Here is a 19,304-nt window from a genome sequence, read left to right as displayed (position 1 = left end):
GAGCAGGAAAGAAACTAAAAATTGTAAATTTTGGTTCGTTGCCCCACCCCCATGCAATTAGCTAGATTTTCCGCTGTGGCCTCGCAGCAAAATGGATCGCAACTGTTTGGAGGACACTTGAATGGCTATAGTAGCTGGCCTCACTGCCAGCCACTGTGCGCCAAGAGTTTCTTTCAAGGTAGGAATACTGGACGAGTTTTTACCTGCCTCTTTTTATGATGAAAATGAAAAAAATGTGATGAACTCCCCAGACTCTAAGTAAGCACGAAATTTTAACAGGGAAAGCTTATCTCCAATTTCAGATGTGCTGGGGCTGCTTCTTCTATGCTATAATAAAACCATTAGTGCTCCGAAAAATTAAGGGGATTAAGCTTAAAGCCCCCATTATCTTACTTTTTGAGTAGCGGTGAGGAATTATGTCAAAAATTATTGAATTGCCAGAAGTGCTGGCCAATCAGATAGCGGCTGGTGAGGTTGTTGAGCGGCCCAGCAGCGTTGTTAAAGAATTAGTCGAAAATGCTATTGACGCGGGTAGCACACAAATTACAGTTGAAATTGAAGAATCAGGTCTCAAGAAAATTCAGGTAACTGATAACGGGCAAGGGATTGAAAATGATGATGTAGCCCTCAGCCTGCGTCGCCACGCCACCAGTAAAATTAAAAATCAGGCGGATCTTTTTCGGATCCGTACCCTTGGGTTTCGTGGCGAGGCTCTCCCTTCTATCGCCTCTATCAGTGATTTGACTGTTAAAACGGCCGTCAAGGGCGCGGAATATGGAACCCTTTTAGTCGCCAAAGGCGGAGAAATTATCTCTCAGGAACCTATCAGCACACCTGTCGGGACCAAGATTACAGTTGAGGACCTTTTCTTTAATACCCCAGCTCGCCTCAAGTACATGAAATCCCTCCAAGCAGAATTAGGCCACATTGTCGATGTCATCAACCGCCAAAGTTTGGGCCACCCTGAGATTGCCTTTACCCTTATCAATGATGGGCGTGAGCTGACCAAGACAGCAGGGACGGGTGATCTGCGCCAGACTATCGCTGGTATTTACGGTCTCAACACTGCCAAGAAAATGGTTGAAATTTCCGCTAGTGATTTAGATTTTGAGGTATCGGGCTATATCAGTTTGCCCGAATTAACGAGGGCTAATCGCAACTATATCACCATCCTTATCAACGGTCGTTACATTAAGAATTTCTTGCTCAATCGGGCTATTTTAGATGGCTATGGTTCCAAGCTCATGGTTGGACGCTTCCCCTTAGCTGTAATTGATATTCAGATTGATCCTTATTTGGCTGATGTCAATGTTCATCCGACCAAACAAGAAGTCCGTATCTCTAAGGAAAAAGAACTCATGCAGCTGATTCGTGAGGCTATTGCTGAGAGTCTAAAAGAGCAAGATTTGATTCCAGATGCCTTAGAAAATCTGGCGAAGTCTAGTATCCGTAAGGCTGACAAACCTGTTCAAACCAGCTTGCCCCTCAAGCAAACCAACCTCTATTATGATCAATCCCGTCAAGATTTTTTCCTCAAGTCGGACAATCAGGTGGCAGAAAGTCAGTCAAATCAAGCTCCTGAACCTGTCAATCAAATTGACAAAGCTGTCAAGCCTACTGGCTCTGTCAGACAGGCCCAAAGGCCTGAACCAGATGTGTCAGATCAGGAACACCCTGATATTGATTTCTCCAAAAAGGCCCAAGCTCACAAGCTGATGGATCGCCTAGATCAGGAAGAAAGTTCAGCCTTCCCTGAGTTGGACTATTTTGGCCAGATGCAGGGCACCTATCTCTTTGCTCAGGGTCAAGGAGGGCTCTATATTATCGACCAGCATGCCGCCCAAGAGCGGGTCAAATATGAATACTATCGTGAAAAAATTGGAGATGTTGACAGTTCTTTACAACAGTTGCTAGTCCCCTATCTCTTTGAGTTTCGGGCGGAAGATTTCATTAACCTTCAAGAAAAAATGCCCCTCCTCAATCAGGTGGGTATCTATCTTGAACCCTACGGCAATAATACCTTTATCCTGCGAGAGCACCCCATCTGGATGAAGGAGGAAGAGATCGAATCAGGTGTTTACGAGATGTGCGACATGCTTCTTTTGACAGATGAGGTTTCGGTTAAAGTCTATCGGGCTGAGCTGGCTATTATGATGAGCTGTAAGCGCTCGATCAAGGCCAACCACGCCCTAGATGATTATTCAGCCCGCAATCTTCTAGTCCAATTATCCCAATGCAAAAATCCTTATAATTGTCCCCACGGCCGACCCGTCTTGGTAAATTTCACCAAATCTGATATGGAAAAAATGTTCCGTCGGATTCAGGAAAACCACACGAGTCTAAGGGAACTGGGAAAATATTAAGTCAAAACGATCTGCCTAAGAGCGGATTTTTTGGTAGAATAAACTTATCCACATGTCATTTTGAAAGGCTCTTTATGTACGATTATCTCAAAGGAATTCTAACAAAAATTACGGCAAAGTATATTGTGGTTGAGGCTGGTGGCCTCGGCTATATGGTTAATGTTGCCAACCCTTATTCTTTCTCTGATCAGATGAATCAAGCTATCCAGATTTATCTTCACCATGTAGTTAGGGAAGACGCTCAACTTCTCTATGGTTTTCATACCGAAGAGGAAAAGGCTGTTTTTCTCAATTTGATTTCTGTTTCAGGGATCGGCCCGACGACTGCTCTAGCCATTATTGCTGTTGATGATAATGAAGGACTGGTTGCAGCTATTGATAACAGTGATATTAAGTACCTGACTAAATTTCCAAAAATTGGAAAAAAGACAGCTCAACAAATGGTTTTGGATTTGGCTGGTAAATTTGTTGAAGTACCCCAAGCAGGTAGCAAGGCTCGTCCGCAAGACCAAAGCGCGAATCAAAATCTGGACGAAGCGATGGAAGCTCTTCTGGCTCTTGGTTACAAAGCCAGTGAACTCAAGAGGGTTCGTGCCTTCTTTGAAGGAACCGACGAAACAGCTGAAAATTATATTAAATCAGCCCTCAAGATGCTGATGAAATGAGAAGCTGTTAGTCTTTTAACACCCTTGGAAGTTATAGGAAAAGGAAATTAATTCACTTCTCAATACAAATCAATTTAGCTGAGCGCATCGGCTCTCTAGTTAAAGTCAGATTTTTGCTCTCTGAATTCACCGTCTAACATAACAAGTCAAGAATAGAAGAAAGAAGAAGAAATATGAATCGTTGTGGCTGGGTCAAAATGACCAATCCTTTATATATTGCTTATCACGATCAAGAGTGGGGAAAGCCCTTACACGATGAGCGAGCTCTTTTTGAATTATTTTGTCTAGAAGGGTATCAGGCTGGACTATCTTGGGAAACTATCCTCAACAAACGTCGAGCTTTCAAAGCAGCTTTTTATAACTATGATATCGATCGAGTCGCTAAGATGAGTGACCAAGAACTTGACAGCTTGCTGAACAATACCGAGATTATTCGCCACAAAGCTAAGCTTTATGCCACTCGGGCCAATGCTCAGGCTTTTCAGGCTATCCAAAAGGAATTTGGGTCTTTTGATCATTATATTTGGGCTTTTGTTGACTTTACACCGCATGTCAACCAAGTTGACAGCTACAAGGATTTACCAGCGCAAACAGAGCTATCGCAACGGATTGCCAGAGATTTAAAAAAACGTGGCTGTAAATTTGTTGGTCCAACAACCATTTATTCCTTCTTGGAGGCAGCCGGTCTTATCAATGATCATGAAAATACCTGTGAATTTAAGGAAAAATGAAACAGGCCTCGCTGAATGGGAGGCCTGTTTATTCTTTTTAGTCTGAATTCTCCTTTTGTGGAGAAATAATTTTATTTCGTAGGTCAGAGCATTAGGAAACCCAACATAAAAATGTTATGGACAGCGGGGCAAAGCAAGCAATATACAAGACGGTGGCAAGGAGATAGGCTAGAATGCTGTCGTAGTACCATTGCTAATCTAATTATTAAAAATAACCTTCTCCTTTCTTGGTCATCTTTAATTAGCTGATCTAAGCTGATGTCAAAAGTTTTGCTAATGCCTATTTTAAATTAGCCATATCAGGAAAGTCCGATTTCAGACTCCTACCGAGCGATGGCTGATCGGGAAACATGAAGCTTCTGAGCCAACCACTGCGCCAAGCCAAGAGTTTATTCTCAAGCAGGAATACTGGACGAGTTTTTGAATAAACTCAGATAGTTATTCACTAGCCAAGGCATCTATCGGGTTCAATCTAGCCGCTTTGCTGGATGGTGCCAGACTGGCAATCAAGGCGATCAATAAGCCAATGATTACAGTAGAAATAGTAGTTGCTAAGGAAACTTGGATGATATCAAACTTGATAGTCGAGTACACTAATTTGTTAACCAAAAGTTGAACCAAAAGAGCTGTAAGTATGGCTAAGATATTAGCAGAAAGTCCCAATAGTAAACTTTCATTGACGAAAAGACGACGAATATCTTTGCGTCTAGCCCCCATAGCGCGTAAAACGCCAATCTCTTTGGTCCTTTCGGTAACACTCATATAGGTTGTGGCCACAATCATTAGGATACTGACGAGGAGAGAAATTCCAGCGACTAAAGCTAGAACAACACCGACAATATAAGTAATTTCCACAATAGAGTTCAAGGTTGCTCCAAGACCTGTGATACTGTAGACCGTTTTTCCATTTTGTTTAATGGCACGAGCATCGTTTTGTGCTTGCTTAGTATTATTCAGATTATCAACCTTTGCTGTCACAAAATTAGGTTTTAATGTAGCCCCTTGTTTAGCTGCAGCCTTTTCTAGACTAGCCATAGAAACGAGATTCATCTGATCTGTTGTCCCAGAAATAGTATATTCTTTGGTAATGGTAATAGGTTTTCCAGATTCATCCAAAGCGGTTAGTCCGATGGTCACCTTCTTACCAACAGCCTTTTTAACATTCTTAGAGATATTTTTCTTGGCATAATCCTTTGAAATAACAATTTGGTCCCCTTTAGGCATTTTTTTGTTTGAAATACTCTTTTTCACAATAGTATCGTTTGTTGTCTGTAAAATCCTATTTTGTACCGGTTTGCCCTTATAGCTAATAGTAAAGGTTGGGGTGTAGTAGCCGTATTCCGTTTTAGTGACATGCTTAATGTTACTAATCTTCTTTTTATCTTTGCCAGTCATACCTGTATTGGTGAGTGCATCGGTATTTTTTAGAGTCACTTGGAAGGCCTGAGGATTAGCGATATCGTTGATGAAGCTGTTCATATAACCTTTGGCACCATTACCCAAACCCAAGAAAAACATAACGGAGAAAAGTCCGATGGCCATCCCGATTGTAATAATAAGATTTTGCTTCCAAGCATTTTTGAAATGTGCCCAAGCCATCTTCCAACTGGCGCCTCGAGTTAAAGGCTTATCAGCTAATTCAATTAAATTATCCCTTACAGAGAAGGGTTCTCGTAATCGTTGATCATCTGTAATACGGCCATCAGTCAGAGAGACAATCCGTGTCCCAGCATTAGCAACTTCTTGCGAGTGGGTAACAACGATAACAGTCTTACCTGATTTAGCAATATCTTGAAGAAGGGTGAGTACTTCAGCAGTGTTCTTGCTGTCCAGGGCACCCGTAGGTTCATCGGCTATAATAATTTCAGGATTGCTAGCTAGCGCACGAGCAATAGCCACGCGCTGTTTTTGTCCTCCTGATAATTGTGCTGGTTTTTTCTTACGATGTTCATAAAGCCCAACTTGTTTCAGCAATTTTTCAGCCTCTTCAACTTGCTTTTTATGACTAAGACGAGTCATTTTAAGGCTAACTAAGACATTATCTAAAACGTTCAGATAGTTAACAAGATTAAAAGATTGGAAAATAAACCCAATAACTTGCCGTCGGTATTCATCCATAGCAGTCTCGTGTTTATCCTTTTGTCGGCGACCATTGACAATAACATCGCCTTGATACTCACGATCTAGTCCACCAATAATATTCATAAGAGTGGATTTACCGCCTCCCGACTCACCTAGAATACTGATGAAATCTCCAGAGTCAACAGTAAGGTTAATCCCCTTTAGGACAGAAAATTCTTCCTTACCTAAATAGTAGGATTTATAGATGTTCTGCAATTCTAATAAACTCATTCTAATCTCCTTTTGCTTTTGTAATGCTCTAACAATACAGATTTTCCTCCCTACTGTCAAGAACTTACTGTTCCTAAAGACAATGCCTTAATTTTTAGTATCAGAAAAAACAGCTACATAAACGCTCAATTTTTTAGTTTTCAACTCGTGAAAATTGGTCCACTGGACTAATTTTTTGATAAAATAAGATGACTTTACGAATAGATAAGTAGGTGACCATATATAATGAAAGCTGAAATAATTGCAGTCGGAACAGAAATTTTAACAGGGCAAATCGTCAATACCAATGCGCAATTTCTCTCAGAAAAATTTGCCGAGCTGGGGATTGATGTTTATTTCCAGACAGCTGTTGGTGATAATGAGGAACGCCTCTTGTCTCTTCTTGATCTCGCCAGCCAACGAAGTGATATGATTGTGCTCTGTGGAGGTTTGGGACCAACGGATGATGATTTAACTAAACAAACCTTAGCTAAGTTTCTCAAGCGTCCCTTAGTTTTTGATGATCAGGCTATGGACAAGCTGAATCGTTTCTTTGCGGCTCGTCCTGCAGTCTTGCGGACGTCCAATAATGAACGTCAGGCTCAAACCATAGAAGGAGCCCTTCCTCTTCAAAACCGCACAGGTCTTGCAGTTGGAGGTCTGATTGAAGTTGAGGAAAAGACCTACATCGTCCTACCTGGTCCGCCGAGCGAACTCAAGCCTATGGTTCAGGAGCAACTCTTGCCTTTAATTGATCAGGATCATCAGCAGCTCTATTCTCGCGTTTTGCGTTTCTTTGGAATCGGTGAAAGCCAGTTAGTGACGGTTATTGATGATTTCATTAAAAACCAAACTGACCCTACCATCGCTCCTTATGCAAAGACAGGGGAAGTCACTCTGCGTCTTTCTACCAAGGCCCGGAGTCAAGAAGAAGCAGAGCAAAAATTAGATCAGCTCGAAGCAGCCCTAATGGCGGTTCAATCGCTAGAAAATCAACCCCTATCTAGTTATTTTTATGGTTATGGGGATGATAATTCTCTGGCCCAAGTTACCTTTGATTTGCTCAAGAGCTCTGGCAAGACAATCACGGCAGCAGAAAGTCTGACAGCGGGCTTGTTCCAAGCTAGTTTAGCAGACTTTTCTGGAGCTTCAGCTGTTTTTAACGGTGGCTTTGTCACCTACAGTATGGAAGAAAAGTCCAAAATGCTAGGGATTCCTTTGGTTGACCTGCAAGCTCATGGCGTCATTTCAGCTTTTACAGCAGAAGCTATGGCTGCTGGTGCCAGAAGCAAGACTGAGGCAGATTTAGCTATCTCGCTGACTGGGGTTGCGGGACCTGATAGCTTGGAAGGTCAACCGGCAGGGACGGTTTTCATTGGTCTAGCTACAGCAAACAGCTTAGAAAGTCACCTTGTAAAAATGAGTGGCCGTTCCCGCAGCGATGTGCGTGAGATTGCAGTCTTGCATGCCTTTAATCTGGTACGAAAAGCTTTATTAAAGGAGAAAAATTTAGTATAATAACTAATACACATTAAAAATAGGAGAAAACAAGTGGCAAAAAAAGCGAAAAAAACTGATGAAATCACTAAGAAATTTGGTGATGAACGTAAAAAAGCCTTGGATAATGCCTTGAAAACTATCGAAAAGGATTTTGGTAAAGGGGCTATCATGAAGCTGGGTGAAAGGGCTGATCAAAAGGTGCAAGTCATGAGCTCAGGCAGCCTGGCTTTAGACATTGCCCTCGGTGTTGGTGGCTATCCTAAGGGACGGATTATTGAAATCTATGGACCTGAAAGTTCAGGTAAAACGACTGTTGCCTTGCATGCCGTTGCTCAAGCTCAAAAAGAAGGTGGTATCGCGGCTTTCATTGATGCGGAACACGCTCTTGATCCAAGCTATGCCGCAGCTCTGGGTGTCAATATTGATGAATTATTGCTGTCTCAACCAGACTCAGGTGAACAAGGACTGGAAATTGCTGGTAAATTGATTGATTCAGGTGCTGTTGATTTAGTGGTTGTTGACTCTGTTGCAGCCCTAGTTCCTCGTGCCGAAATTGATGGTGATATTGGTGACAGCCATGTTGGCCTCCAAGCTCGAATGATGAGTCAAGCCATGCGTAAGCTTTCGGCTTCTATTAACAAAACCAAGACCATTGCCATCTTTATCAACCAATTGCGTGAAAAAGTTGGGGTCATGTTTGGTAATCCAGAAACGACCCCTGGTGGCCGTGCCCTGAAATTCTACTCATCTGTTCGCCTTGACGTTCGTGGTAACACCCAAATCAAGGGAACGGGAGAACAGAAGGACAGCAGCATCGGTAAGGAAACCAAGATTAAGGTCGTCAAGAACAAGGTAGCCCCACCGTTTAAGGTTGCCCAAGTCGAAATCATGTATGGAGAAGGAATTTCTCAGACTGGTGAGTTAGTCAAAATCGCAACAGATCTCGATATTATTCAAAAAGCTGGAGCTTGGTATTCTTATAATGGTGAAAAGATTGGCCAAGGGTCAGAAAATGCTAAAAAATATTTGGCCGATCACCCAGAAGTCTTTGATGAAATTGATAAGAAAGTTCGCATCAAGTACGGCCTCGTTGAAGATGATCAGGCTGTAGAAAGCCAACCAGATCAAGTAGAAGAGAAGGAAGAGACAGAAGAATTATCCCTTGATCTCGATGCTATCGAGATTGAAGAATAAAATAATCTGATTGGGGACTGTTTTATCGCCAAGTTTAGCTTTAGCCTTAAGGGCCGTGATGATCGGACAGATGCTCGAATTTAAGCATTCCATTAGAAATAAGAAAAGAAGCTTTTATCCGGCTTCTTTTTTCTTGAACTCGATTTTTATGTTAAGGAGTTGACTAGATGACCTCTAGAAAACAGCCTTAAGATTAAACAAAGATGACAAAAAGCTTGGAAAAAGCTTAAAATATTAAGAGTTTAAGTTTTTTAGTTGACATTTTCAAAAATAGGTCCCAAGACCTATGTTCTGTTTTAGGGAGCTATGCTAGAATATAGGTATCATGTGATAGAAAGAGAGAAGTGACATGATTAAGATTTATACTATTTCTAGTTGTACTAGTTGTAAAAAAGCAAAAACTTGGTTGAACAGCCACCAATTACCATATAAAGAACAAAACTTAGGCAAAGAAGGTTTGACTAAGGAAGAAATTCTCAATATCCTTTCTAAGACGGAAAATGGGGTTGAGAGCATCGTTTCCTCAAAGAATCGCTACGCTCGTGCTCTGGAATTTGATATTGACGAATTAAGTCTCAGTCAGGTGGTTGATTTGATTCAAGAAAATCCACGGATTCTTAAGAGTCCGATCCTTATTGATGATAAGCGCCTGCAAGTCGGCTACAAGGAAGATGATATCCGTGCCTTCTTGCCTCGTGCCATTCGTGAAGTGGAGAATAATCAAGCAAGAATGCGGGCTGTTTTGTAAGGTGCTGGTTAACGGATTTGTTGCAATTGCTATGGTTTGAAACCGGTTGAACAATTTAATAAAAAATTGAAAAGAAGGGCGAAAGCTCTTTTTTTTAATCTTAAAATAAGCTATAATATTGCTATGGGCAAAAATCACTTCTAAGCCTTACCAGAAGCGGACTTGAGCCACTACACGAAAAATTAGTCAACCAAGGAGAAACCATGAACAGAAAAATCTATACATTTATAGCAACTTCCCTTTTGGTATTCAGTTTGGCCGCCTGTTCAAATACAAGCCAGTCCAACCCCACTTCAAAGTCTGATTCGACGAGCCAAAGTACTAAGAAGGAGTCTTCGCATGAAGTAAAAAATATTACAGGAACTAAGGCCATGCAAATCAAGATTCCTGATGGGACGGATGGTGAGTCAACTGTGACGGAGACCATTGGTTATGATGGTGACGATTTCACTTCGCTTAAGATTGAAGTCCTTCAGCCCCTACCTAAACAGATTAAGGATGAAATTGGCGGTCGCTCTATCGACGAAGTCAAGGGGCAGTTGATTGAAGCTATGGGACGATTGGATATTGTTCAAAATCTCAAAAAGGTAAATGGAACTAAGGTTGACTTGGATGTGACGGGGGATTCCCAAATGAAATTCGTTTTTACTTTTGATATGAAAACAGTTGATAAATCAGATCTATCACAAGCAAGCGATGGCCGCTTTAATCTGGATAAACTCGATAGCACTACACCAATGGAATATATTTTGGATTTAGCACAGGCAGGTGCCAAACCAGTAGCTGCTAAGTAATAGATTTAAGAAAATATCACTATCGGCCAAAGAAATTTAAAGAGGTCTCATTTTCAATAAAATGTCTGATCTTATTTAGCCAAATCAGTAGGAAAATCATGCTTGTTTCGTGAATTTTCATTGAAAAGATAAGGGAAATAGGATATAATAGCACAAATTGCTCATAATAGAAAGAGGGTGCAAGCATGGGATTTACAGATGAAACAGTCCGTTTCAATCTTGATGATGGCAGTAAACAAGAAATTAGTGATACTTTAACGGCCGTTTACCGTTCGCTAAATGATAAAGGGTATAATCCAATCAATCAAATTGTTGGTTATGTTTTGAGCGGGGATCCTGCTTATGTCCCTCGCTATAATGATGCCCGCAATAAAATCCGTAAATATGAACGCGATGAAATTGTTGAAGAATTGGTTCGCTTCTATCTCAAGGGAAATGGAATAGATGTCTAATGAGATTGATGGGATTAGACGTTGGATCTAAGACGGTCGGCGTTGCTATCAGCGATCCACTTGGATTTACGGCTCAGGGCTTGGAAATTATTCCGATCAATGAAGCTAAGGAAGAATTTGGTTTCGAGCGCTTGGAAGAGCTGGTCAAACAATACAAGGTTGAGAAATTTGTTGTTGGTTTGCCTAAGAATATGAATAATACTAGCGGGCCCCGCGTTGAGGCTAGTCAGATTTATGGGAAAAAGATTGCCGACTTATTTGGCCTTCCAGTGGAGTATCAAGATGAACGCCTAACGACTGTTCAGGCAGAACGGATGCTGGTTGAGCAGGCAGATGTCAGCCGAGGCAAACGCAAAAAAGTTATTGATAAACTAGCAGCCCAGCTGATTCTACAAAATTATTTAGATCGTATGTTTTAGAGGAGAGAAGAGATATGGCACATGAACACAATCATGATCACGAGGTAATCACTCTTGTTGATGAACACGGAAATGAAACCTTGTTTGAAATTCTTTTGACCATTGATGGCCGTGAAGAATTTGGTAAAAACTATGTTCTTTTAGTACCAGCTGGCGCACAAGAGGATGACAATGGTGAAATTGAAATTCAAGCTTATTCATTTACAGAGAATGAAGATGGTACAGAAGGCGATTTGCAACCGATCCCAGAAGAATCTGATGCTGAGTGGGATATGATTGAAGAAGTCTTTAATAGCTTTCTTGATGAAGAATAGGTATCTTGCCGGCTATATATAATAAACAGGGCAACCTTTGAGGGTCGGCCCTATTGTTTTGTCTTGAAATTTTCTTCTACCTTTACGGATAAACAGGTGGAGGAATGTTATGCAAGTAAAGGATTTGACACAGGCAGAGCAGAAATTTTTAGCCACTTATCAAGGGAGCAAATTGCATTGTTTTAGGGATATTTTGACCTACGCTCGTATCCTTAGAAAATTGACTAAAGAGTAAATTCTGATATACTAGAAAGAAAAATAAACTGATTTGGGCCTTGAGTATAGAACTTTAGAGATGTCTGCTTTCTAAGTAAAGCAGGTAGGATTCATTCAGGAGAGTCCCTTCCTAACTAAACTTTCTCGACTGTTCTGCTTTTTAGATGCCCTCGTATAATAAAAAGGAGATTCTAGTGGCAGAAAAACAAGATCAAGAGTTACCAAAGTATAGCCGCCGACAGCAGGGAGAAGTTAAAGAAGTAGAAAAACAAGCTACGCACACTAGCACAGATAGCCAAACGTATAAAATTGATTTAGATGGGTCGCACCGCTTTTACATTTTGATTTTGAGTTTAATAATGGCTTTAAGTTCCGTTGCCAATCCCTTGTTGACGAATTTTGCTAATCCAACTCAGATGGTTCATCTCTATACTGGGCAGATGATGAGTCAGGGACATCTCCCTTATCTAAATACGTTTGCAACAGGTGGCTTCCTCTTCTATGTCATTATTGCTTTCAGTTATTTTCTGGGTTCAAGTTTCTGGTTGATGATTATCGAGTTTCTGGCCTTCTATATGTCAGGGATTTATTTCTATAAAATTATCAGTTTCTTGACAGAAAAAAAAGGCCTAGGTATAACTTTCACCGTGATTTTTTACCTACTCAATATAGCGTTAGGTTTTGGTGGTCTCTATCCCATTCAGTGGGCCTATCCCTTTATTCTCAATGCCCTTTGGTTTCTCACCAAATATTTTGCGGGTCATATTAATGATGAAGCCTTTATCATTTATGGTTTTTTTGGCACCCTAGCGGCCTTAATTGACCCTCGCAGTTTAATTTTTTGGGTACTCTCTTTTATTATTATTGGCATCTATAATTTACTGCAGCGTCACATTGCGCGTGGTATCTATCAGTTACTCTGTATGATTTTTGGAGCTATTCTGGTCTACTACACAGTTGGTTATTTTGTCCTCAATATGGGAAATTTACCAGCTTATATTTCCCAAGCTCTCTTCTATAACTTTAAAGTCTTTGCTCTGGCCAAGGACTCTCTCTTAATCACCCTCCCTTATCAAATCCTAGTTCTATCAGCTTCAGGTTTGCTCTTAGGGCTCTTTGGTTTCTTTGGACACTTAGGACGCGTTCTACAATTTAAAACGGTGAAATGGTTGGTTTTCTTCAACCTAATTATAACTTTACTGGTTGGTATTTTTTCGCAGACTTATTACGTTTTTTCTCTCCTCTTAGCTCTGCCTTTTGGCTTGATTTTAACAGCTCTAGTGATTAGTGATACGATTAATGAGCAGGCTGGTCAAGAAACTAAAAGCACAAGAGGAGCTCATCGCCGCAAACGCAACCGTGAATTGGCGGGGAGCTATTGGAGCATTTTTGCCAAACGTCATTTCCAGCTACCAATCTTAGTTATGGTAGCAGGTATCTTGGCTCCAATTTTGCTTGGTGTCTTATCACTAGGTATGAATAGAGAACGCAGTGCGATTTCTCGTTACTTGCAAGAAAACTCTAGTAGTAAGACTAGCATTTACGTTTGGGATCAATCTCCTAAAATCTATTTGGATTCTGGATTGCAGTCAATTTCACAATTTCCTAACCCAACGGTAAACACTGTTGGAAGTGACAATAGTCAGAAGCGAAATGATGATATTTTACAGGCTCAGGCCAAATTTATTGTAGTGGATAAATCTCAGGAGCTGCCCAAAGAAATTTCGCGACTGTTGAAGTCCAGTTATAAGCAAGTTTCCCTAGAAAATGCAGATCATTTCAAGATTTATCAAAAAAAGTAATTTCATTCATAAAATCAATATATTGTGTCTGTCTAAAAAATACACCACAACATGTTGATTTTTTTTTGCCTTGTGTTATAATGGACTGCGAGGTGGAAATAATGATTACATTGGAAAAAGAATTTATCGTAACAGATCCTGAAATCACAGTTATTAAACGTGATGGCCGCCGTGTTCAGTTCGACAGCGATAAGATTTATCAAGCACTGCTCAAGGCTAGTCAAAATGTTTCAGAATTGTCACCATTGATGGAGGCAAAATTAAAAGGCATTTGTGACCGTATCGTAGCAGAAATTGCTAATCGTTTCATGGCTGATATCAAGATTTACGAGATTCAGAGCATTGTTGAGCATGAACTGCTCAATGCTAACGAATATGCGATTGCTCAAGAGTACATTAATTACCGTACCCAGAGGGATTTTGCTCGTTCGCAAGCGACAGATATCAACTTTACTATTGATAAGTTGATCAACAAGGACCAAACAGTTGTCAATGAAAATGCTAATAAGGACAGTGATGTTTTTAATACGCAAAGGGATTTGACAGCTGGGATTGTTGGAAAGTCCATTGGCCTGAAAATGTTGCCGCCTCATGTCGCCAATGCTCATCAAAAAGGGGATATCCACTTCCATGATTTGGACTATAGCCCTTATACGCCAATGACCAACTGCTGCTTGATTGACTTCAAGGGTATGTTGGCCAATGGCTTTAAGATTGGGAATGCCGAAGTTGAAAGCCCTAAATCTATCCAGACAGCGACTGCACAGATTTCCCAAATCATTGCTAACGTCGCTTCTAGTCAATATGGCGGTTGTACAGCTGATCGAATTGATGAATTTTTAGCCCCTTATGCCCAGCTTAACTATCAAAAACATCTCAGAGATGCCAAGGAATGGGTGGCTGAGGGCAAGCAAGAAGATTATGCTCGGACCAAGACCAAAAAGGACATCTATGATGCTATGCAGAGTCTTGAATATGAAATCAATACGCTCTTTACGTCAAACGGGCAAACACCATTTACATCATTAGGCTTTGGTTTAGGAACAAATTGGTTTGAACGGGAAATTCAAAAGGCCATTTTACAAATTCGCATCAAGGGTCTAGGGAGTGAGCACCGCACAGCGATTTTTCCTAAGTTGATTTTCACTCTCAAGCGAGGTCTTAATCTAGAACCAGGCACACCTAACTACGATATTAAACAACTGGCTCTGGAATGTGCCACTAAACGTATGTATCCAGATGTTCTGTCCTACGATAAAATCATTGATTTGACCGGATCCTTTAAGGCTCCTATGGGGTGTCGTTCTTTCCTTCAAGGATGGAAAGACGAAAATGGCCAAGAAGTAAATTCTGGCCGGATGAACCTAGGTGTGGTTACGGTGAATCTGCCAAGGATTGCCTTAGAATCCCAAGGAGATATGGATAAGTTCTGGAATATTTTTGCAGAGCGGATGCAGATTGCTAAGGATGCTCTGGTTTATCGTGTAGAGCGGGTTAAAGAAGCCAGTCCAGCTAATGCTCCAATTCTCTATCAATACGGTGCCTTTGGCAAACGTTTGAGTAAGACTGGCAATGTTGATGACCTCTTCAAGCACCGCAGGGCAACTGTTTCTCTGGGTTATATCGGTCTTTATGAGGTAGCAACTGTATTCTATGGCGGTCAGTGGGAAGGTAATCCAGAAGCTAAGGAATTCACTAAGAATATTATCCGGCAAATGAAAAAGTTGGTCGAGACTTGGTCAGATGAATATGATTATCATTTTTCAATTTATTCAACACCATCAGAAAGCTTAACTGATCGCTTTTGCCGTTTGGATACTGAGAAATTTGGTAAAGTCAAGGATATTACCGATAAGGAATACTATACCAATTCCTTCCACTATGATGTTCGTAAGAATCCAACTCCATTTGAAAAATTGGATTTCGAAAAAGACTATCCAGAACTAGGAGCCTCTGGTGGCTTCATTCATTATTGTGAATATCCTGTTCTGCAACAAAACCCTAAGGCCTTAGAAGCCGTTTGGGACTATGCCTATGACCGTGTGGGCTATCTTGGCACCAATACGCCAATTGATAAATGCTATGAATGTGGCTTTGAAGGGGATTTTACTCCAACAGAACGTGGCTTTATGTGCCCAAACTGTGGCAATACCGATCCTAAGACCGTCGATGTCGTTAAACGGACTTGTGGTTACCTAGGGAATCCTCAAGCTCGGCCAATGGTTAATGGTCGCCACAAGGAAATTTCCGCCCGTGTTAAGCACATGAATGGTTCAACCATTCAAAACCCTGGTCGCCACAAAGATTAAAATAGATAGAAGGAGCAAGGCTAGGATGGCAGAAGACAAGAATTTTACTACTGATACAGTTTTATTCAAACTAGATGAGGATGCCAATACCTTGAAGGATGATCTGATGTTGGTTTCTCGTTCGCTGAATGAGATTGGTTATGATGCCGTTAATCAAATTGTCGGATATATTCTCAGTGGTGACCCAGCTTATATTCCTCGTCATAATAATGCTCGCAATAACATTCGGCGCCATCATCCCGATGAAATTGTTGATGAGTTAGTACGTTATTATTTACAGGAAAAATCACTGATTTCAGAATAAGGAAAGGTAAGAAACCTGTATATGGGAAAGTATCAGCTAGACTATAAAGGACAGGCGCAGGTGACCCGATTTCATGAGAAAAACTCAGTCGTGAAACCTGATAAAAAAGCGCGTGTGCAGGAATTGCTGAAAAAGGCAGGCAAAAAGAAATAAACAGGTGGGAGTTTGGCAGTGCCACTCCCCCTTTTTGAACAGGAGTAGATAATGATGAAGCAAATTGGGATTGTTGGTCTAGGTGACATTTCACAGAAAGCGTATTTACCCTATATGCGTCAGCTGGAGGGTGTATGCTGGCATCTTTTTACTCGAAATCAAGCGGTTTTGGAGCAGGTGGCGAGTCTTTTAGAGCAGGTTAAAACCTATGAAAGCTTAGAGGCTTTGCTAGATGTCGATTTGGATGGGGTCTTTATCCATGTCGCCACCGTCGCCCACCAAGAAATCGCTCAGCAGTTTTTGAAAAAGGGCATTCCAGTTTATATGGATAAGCCCCTAACTGAAAATTTTGCAGAGACGCAGGCACTTTATGATTTGGCGCATGAACAGGGTACTTTGCTCATGACGGGCTTTAATCGTCGTTTTGCACCTAGGGTTTTAAAAATGACAGAGCTAGCAGACAAACGTCGCATTGTTGTCGAAAAGAATGATGTCAATCGACCGGGAGAATTGCAGTTTAAGTTGTTTGATTTTTTCATTCATCCGCTAGACACAGCTCTTTATCTGGCAGATGGACAATTGCAGGCAGGTCAGTTTCACTATCATGTAACGCAGGATAATTTGCTAAGTCAAGTAACGGTGACCTTGCAGACAGACCAAGAGACTATCATTGCTAGCATGAATTTGCAAGCGGGCAGCCGTCGGGAAGTAATGGAAGTGCAGACACCGCAAGCAACTTATCATCTGGAAAATTTAGATGAACTGACTATTTTTACAAAAAATCGTCAGACTCGGGAAAACTTTACTTCTTGGGATACCACCCTCTATAAACGTGGTTTTGAGACGATTATTGAGGCATTCTTGCAAGCGATTGATACAGGTGAAAATCCTGTGTCGCCAGAGACCAGTTTACTCAGTCATTATCTCTGCCACCAAATCAATCAGGCGGATAAGGCAAGTGGCATTTTAGACGTGAAACTTCCACTATAGGAATGAGGGTTTTATGGAATTAAGACGGCCAACATTAGACGACAAAGCAACGATTTTGGGCATGATGCAAGAGTTTGAAGAGACAAGGTCTGCCCACGACGGAGGCTTTTGGGATACTGAAAACTTTGACTATGAAAACTGGTTGCTCAATAATGCCGACGCAGAAATGGGATTGAATATCCCTGAAGGTTGGGTACCTACCATTCAACTTGTTGGCTTTGAGGGTGAAAAAGCAGTTGGTTTTTTGAATTTACGCTTACGTTTAAATGAGTATCTACTTCAGCATGGTGGGCATATCGGTTACTCGGTACGACCTTCAGAACGTGGTAAAGGATATGCTAAGGCTATGCTAGAACAAGGTGTCTACCTAGCGATTTCTAAAAATATCACTAAAATTCTTGTCACTTGTAACGAGAAGAATCTTGCCAGTCGTGCGGTGATTTTGGCAAATGGTGGTGTCTTGGAGGATGTACGTGAAGGGACGGAGCGCTACTGGGTTCAATAGTCAGCAGGGTGATTATTAAAGGTGGGAGATCAGAACTGATGGTAGTCGGTTTGCTACCCAATCAATGGAGAAAAATATGGTAGAAGAAAGATGGAATACGCCCCAACCGGGTGAATGGAAATCAGAGGAGCTCAGTCAAGGGCGGATTATTGATTATAAGGCCTTTAATTTTGTGGACGGAGAAGGCGTACGCAACTCCCTTTATGTAAGTGGCTGTATGTTTCATTGCGAAGGCTGTTATAATGCAGCAACTTGGTCATTTAGAGCAGGTATTCCGTACACAAAAGAGCTTGAAGAACAAATCATGACTGATCTGGCTCAACCCTATGTACAAGGTTTAACTTTGCTCGGTGGAGAACCCTTCCTCAATACAGGAATTTTACTGCCCTTGGTCAAGCGCATTCGCAAGGAGTTACCAGAAAAAGATATCTGGTCTTGGACAGGCTATACCTGGGAAGAACTCATGTTGGAAACGCCAGATAAGTTAGAATTGTTGAATCTTATTGATATCTTGGTAGATGGCCGTTTCGATATCACGAAGAAGAATTTAATGCTTCAGTTCCGAGGTTCTTCGAATCAACGGATTATTGATGTCAAGAAATCCTTGGATCAAGACCGAGTTGTTATCTGGGATAAGCTTAATGATGGGCAAGTTACTTACGAACAAGTTAATCGAGATAATTTAATATAGACTATAATAAAAGCATAAAACTTTCAAGAAGTTTTATGCTTTTACTATAAATTCAATTAAGGTTTAATGGTAAGATTTACTCTATTCGACTGTTTTGATAAAAACCAAATGCTGATCGGTCGAAAGTTCTTGGCGATAGGAGAAGCCAGAAAAATTTACTGTTTTCAATGCTTCAGTCGTTTGAATCTTTTGTTTGATAATCTGGTTTAATAACTGGCCACGCCCTTTCTTGGAGATAGTTGAATGAGTCTTGAGTTGTCCAGCGCTTTCCTCTTGAAAAGTAATTCTAATGAGTGATTTTGCTAACTGAGGTGAGAAAACTGATTCAAATTCACTCGATAGAAGGGAAATAACGGGTTCGTTATTCATAATAGACTTGAGGAAATCGTCATAGACAGGTCGCCAGTAGTTTTTCAGAGATCGACCATTGACTTGGATTTTACAGTTGAAGTCTAAGCGATGTTCAGCGATATCAGCTAAAGCGTTGATAATACCATAGAAAGCAGAGGTAATAAAAATATGCTCTCTTGTAAACTTAATATCAAGTTTGGTCAAGTCTTTGTCAATTTGACGATACATAAGACCGTTGAAAAGCTCTAAAGCTGGGTAGCTAAGTGCCTTTCCATTCTGTAAAGCTGTCAGGTGCTGAGCTTCTATTTTTGCAGCATCGGACTTGATCTTATAAATTTTTTCTAATTCTGATGGATTAACTTGAGCCAAGATTTTTAGGATAGGTTGGCTTTTGTCTGGAAGGGAGACGTGATGACCTTGAGAATGAGTGCGCATTTCTTTTGCAGGAGGAATTAAAAATTTCATTGTTTTT

At 41.0% G+C, this 19,304-nt stretch carries 21 protein-coding genes; 19 read left to right on the top strand and 2 right to left on the bottom strand.

Going from position 1 to position 19,304, the window contains the following annotated elements:
- The first annotated feature begins 121 nt into the window (after positions 1 to 121).
- The 4 genes from ACFSN5_RS10055 to ACFSN5_RS10040 all read left to right on the top strand — a co-directional run bounded on the left by ACFSN5_RS10055 (position 122) and on the right by ACFSN5_RS10040 (position 3,759).
- On the top strand, positions 122 to 262 hold the full coding sequence (locus ACFSN5_RS10055; RefSeq protein ID WP_165212945.1) for a hypothetical protein: 141 nt from the start codon (positions 122 to 124) through the stop codon (positions 260 to 262).
- A gap of 154 nt (positions 263 to 416) precedes the next feature.
- Positions 417 to 2,363, top strand: a complete 1,947-nt coding sequence (gene mutL, locus ACFSN5_RS10050) for a DNA mismatch repair endonuclease MutL (RefSeq protein ID WP_165212943.1) — start codon at positions 417 to 419, stop codon at positions 2,361 to 2,363.
- A gap of 74 nt (positions 2,364 to 2,437) precedes the next feature.
- A complete protein-coding gene (gene ruvA / locus ACFSN5_RS10045; RefSeq protein ID WP_165212941.1) occupies positions 2,438 to 3,028 on the top strand; it encodes a Holliday junction branch migration protein RuvA in 591 nt (196 codons plus the stop codon).
- Positions 3,029 to 3,201: 173 nt separating this feature from the next.
- Positions 3,202 to 3,759: a DNA-3-methyladenine glycosylase I gene (locus ACFSN5_RS10040; protein ID WP_165212939.1), complete on the top strand. Its 558-nt coding sequence runs from the start codon at positions 3,202 to 3,204 to the stop codon at positions 3,757 to 3,759.
- Positions 3,760 to 4,197: 438 nt separating this feature from the next.
- Here the strand turns inward: ACFSN5_RS10040 and ACFSN5_RS10035 are convergent, their stop codons facing one another.
- Positions 4,198 to 6,111, bottom strand: a complete 1,914-nt coding sequence (locus tag ACFSN5_RS10035) for an ABC transporter ATP-binding protein/permease (RefSeq protein ID WP_165212937.1) — start codon at positions 6,109 to 6,111, stop codon at positions 4,198 to 4,200.
- 225 nt (positions 6,112 to 6,336) lie between these two features.
- Here ACFSN5_RS10035 and ACFSN5_RS10030 point away from each other — a divergent pair, with 225 nt between their 5' ends.
- From ACFSN5_RS10030 to nrdG, 15 genes are all read left to right on the top strand, one after another.
- The gene (locus ACFSN5_RS10030; protein WP_165212935.1) at positions 6,337 to 7,608 is read left to right on the top strand and encodes a competence/damage-inducible protein A; all 1,272 of its coding nucleotides are present in this window, start codon (positions 6,337 to 6,339) and stop codon (positions 7,606 to 7,608) included.
- 33 nt (positions 7,609 to 7,641) lie between these two features.
- Positions 7,642 to 8,784, top strand: a complete 1,143-nt coding sequence (gene recA, locus ACFSN5_RS10025; RefSeq protein ID WP_165212933.1) for a recombinase RecA — start codon at positions 7,642 to 7,644, stop codon at positions 8,782 to 8,784.
- A 349-nt stretch (positions 8,785 to 9,133) separates the two neighbouring features.
- Complete coding sequence (gene spx / locus ACFSN5_RS10020) at positions 9,134 to 9,532, top strand: transcriptional regulator Spx (protein ID WP_165212931.1); 399 nt, start codon at positions 9,134 to 9,136, stop codon at positions 9,530 to 9,532.
- 203 nt (positions 9,533 to 9,735) lie between these two features.
- Entirely contained in the window at positions 9,736 to 10,326 is a 591-nt protein-coding gene (locus ACFSN5_RS10015; RefSeq protein WP_165212929.1) for an SP0191 family lipoprotein, read from the top strand.
- A 185-nt stretch (positions 10,327 to 10,511) separates the two neighbouring features.
- Positions 10,512 to 10,778 (top strand): IreB family regulatory phosphoprotein, encoded by a 267-nt coding sequence (locus ACFSN5_RS10010; protein ID WP_002960554.1) that lies wholly within the window; start codon positions 10,512 to 10,514, stop codon positions 10,776 to 10,778.
- On the top strand, positions 10,778 to 11,197 hold the full coding sequence (ruvX, locus tag ACFSN5_RS10005; protein ID WP_004226676.1) for a Holliday junction resolvase RuvX: 420 nt from the start codon (positions 10,778 to 10,780) through the stop codon (positions 11,195 to 11,197). The genes ACFSN5_RS10010 and ruvX overlap by 1 nt, the downstream gene beginning before the upstream one ends.
- Positions 11,198 to 11,211: 14 nt before the next feature.
- Positions 11,212 to 11,511 (top strand): DUF1292 domain-containing protein, encoded by a 300-nt coding sequence (locus tag ACFSN5_RS10000; protein ID WP_165212927.1) that lies wholly within the window; start codon positions 11,212 to 11,214, stop codon positions 11,509 to 11,511.
- Between the two features lie 109 nt (positions 11,512 to 11,620).
- On the top strand, positions 11,621 to 11,746 hold the full coding sequence (locus ACFSN5_RS09995; RefSeq protein WP_277423774.1) for a hypothetical protein: 126 nt from the start codon (positions 11,621 to 11,623) through the stop codon (positions 11,744 to 11,746).
- A gap of 145 nt (positions 11,747 to 11,891) precedes the next feature.
- Positions 11,892 to 13,529, top strand: a complete 1,638-nt coding sequence (locus ACFSN5_RS09990; RefSeq protein ID WP_165212925.1) for a DUF2079 domain-containing protein — start codon at positions 11,892 to 11,894, stop codon at positions 13,527 to 13,529.
- A 101-nt stretch (positions 13,530 to 13,630) separates the two neighbouring features.
- Entirely contained in the window at positions 13,631 to 15,838 is a 2,208-nt protein-coding gene (gene nrdD / locus ACFSN5_RS09985; RefSeq protein ID WP_165212923.1) for an anaerobic ribonucleoside-triphosphate reductase, read from the top strand.
- A 25-nt stretch (positions 15,839 to 15,863) separates the two neighbouring features.
- The gene (locus tag ACFSN5_RS09980) at positions 15,864 to 16,142 is read left to right on the top strand and encodes an IreB family regulatory phosphoprotein (RefSeq protein WP_165212921.1); all 279 of its coding nucleotides are present in this window, start codon (positions 15,864 to 15,866) and stop codon (positions 16,140 to 16,142) included.
- A gap of 21 nt (positions 16,143 to 16,163) precedes the next feature.
- Positions 16,164 to 16,295 carry a hypothetical protein gene (locus ACFSN5_RS09975; protein ID WP_277423773.1) on the top strand — a complete coding sequence of 44 codons (132 nt, stop codon included), beginning with the start codon at positions 16,164 to 16,166 and terminating at the stop codon, positions 16,293 to 16,295.
- Positions 16,296 to 16,349: 54 nt separating this feature from the next.
- The gene (locus tag ACFSN5_RS09970) at positions 16,350 to 17,285 is read left to right on the top strand and encodes a Gfo/Idh/MocA family protein (RefSeq protein WP_165329506.1); all 936 of its coding nucleotides are present in this window, start codon (positions 16,350 to 16,352) and stop codon (positions 17,283 to 17,285) included.
- Between the two features lie 13 nt (positions 17,286 to 17,298).
- Positions 17,299 to 17,790 carry a GNAT family N-acetyltransferase gene (locus tag ACFSN5_RS09965; RefSeq protein ID WP_165212919.1) on the top strand — a complete coding sequence of 164 codons (492 nt, stop codon included), beginning with the start codon at positions 17,299 to 17,301 and terminating at the stop codon, positions 17,788 to 17,790.
- Positions 17,791 to 17,866: 76 nt separating this feature from the next.
- Positions 17,867 to 18,481 (top strand): anaerobic ribonucleoside-triphosphate reductase activating protein, encoded by a 615-nt coding sequence (gene nrdG / locus ACFSN5_RS09960; protein ID WP_165212917.1) that lies wholly within the window; start codon positions 17,867 to 17,869, stop codon positions 18,479 to 18,481.
- 81 nt (positions 18,482 to 18,562) lie between these two features.
- Here nrdG and yaaA read toward each other — a convergent pair whose 3' ends face one another.
- The gene (yaaA, locus tag ACFSN5_RS09955; protein WP_165212915.1) at positions 18,563 to 19,297 is read right to left on the bottom strand and encodes a peroxide stress protein YaaA; all 735 of its coding nucleotides are present in this window, start codon (positions 19,295 to 19,297) and stop codon (positions 18,563 to 18,565) included.
- Between the last annotated feature and the right edge of the window lie 7 nt (positions 19,298 to 19,304).

The organism is Streptococcus tangpeifui, from assembly GCF_044503215.1.
Taxonomy (GTDB): Bacteria; Bacillota; Bacilli; order Lactobacillales; family Streptococcaceae; genus Streptococcus; species Streptococcus tangpeifui.
The sequence above is the reverse complement of the archived record's forward strand: the minus strand, read 5'-3'. Positions and strand labels throughout refer to the sequence as shown.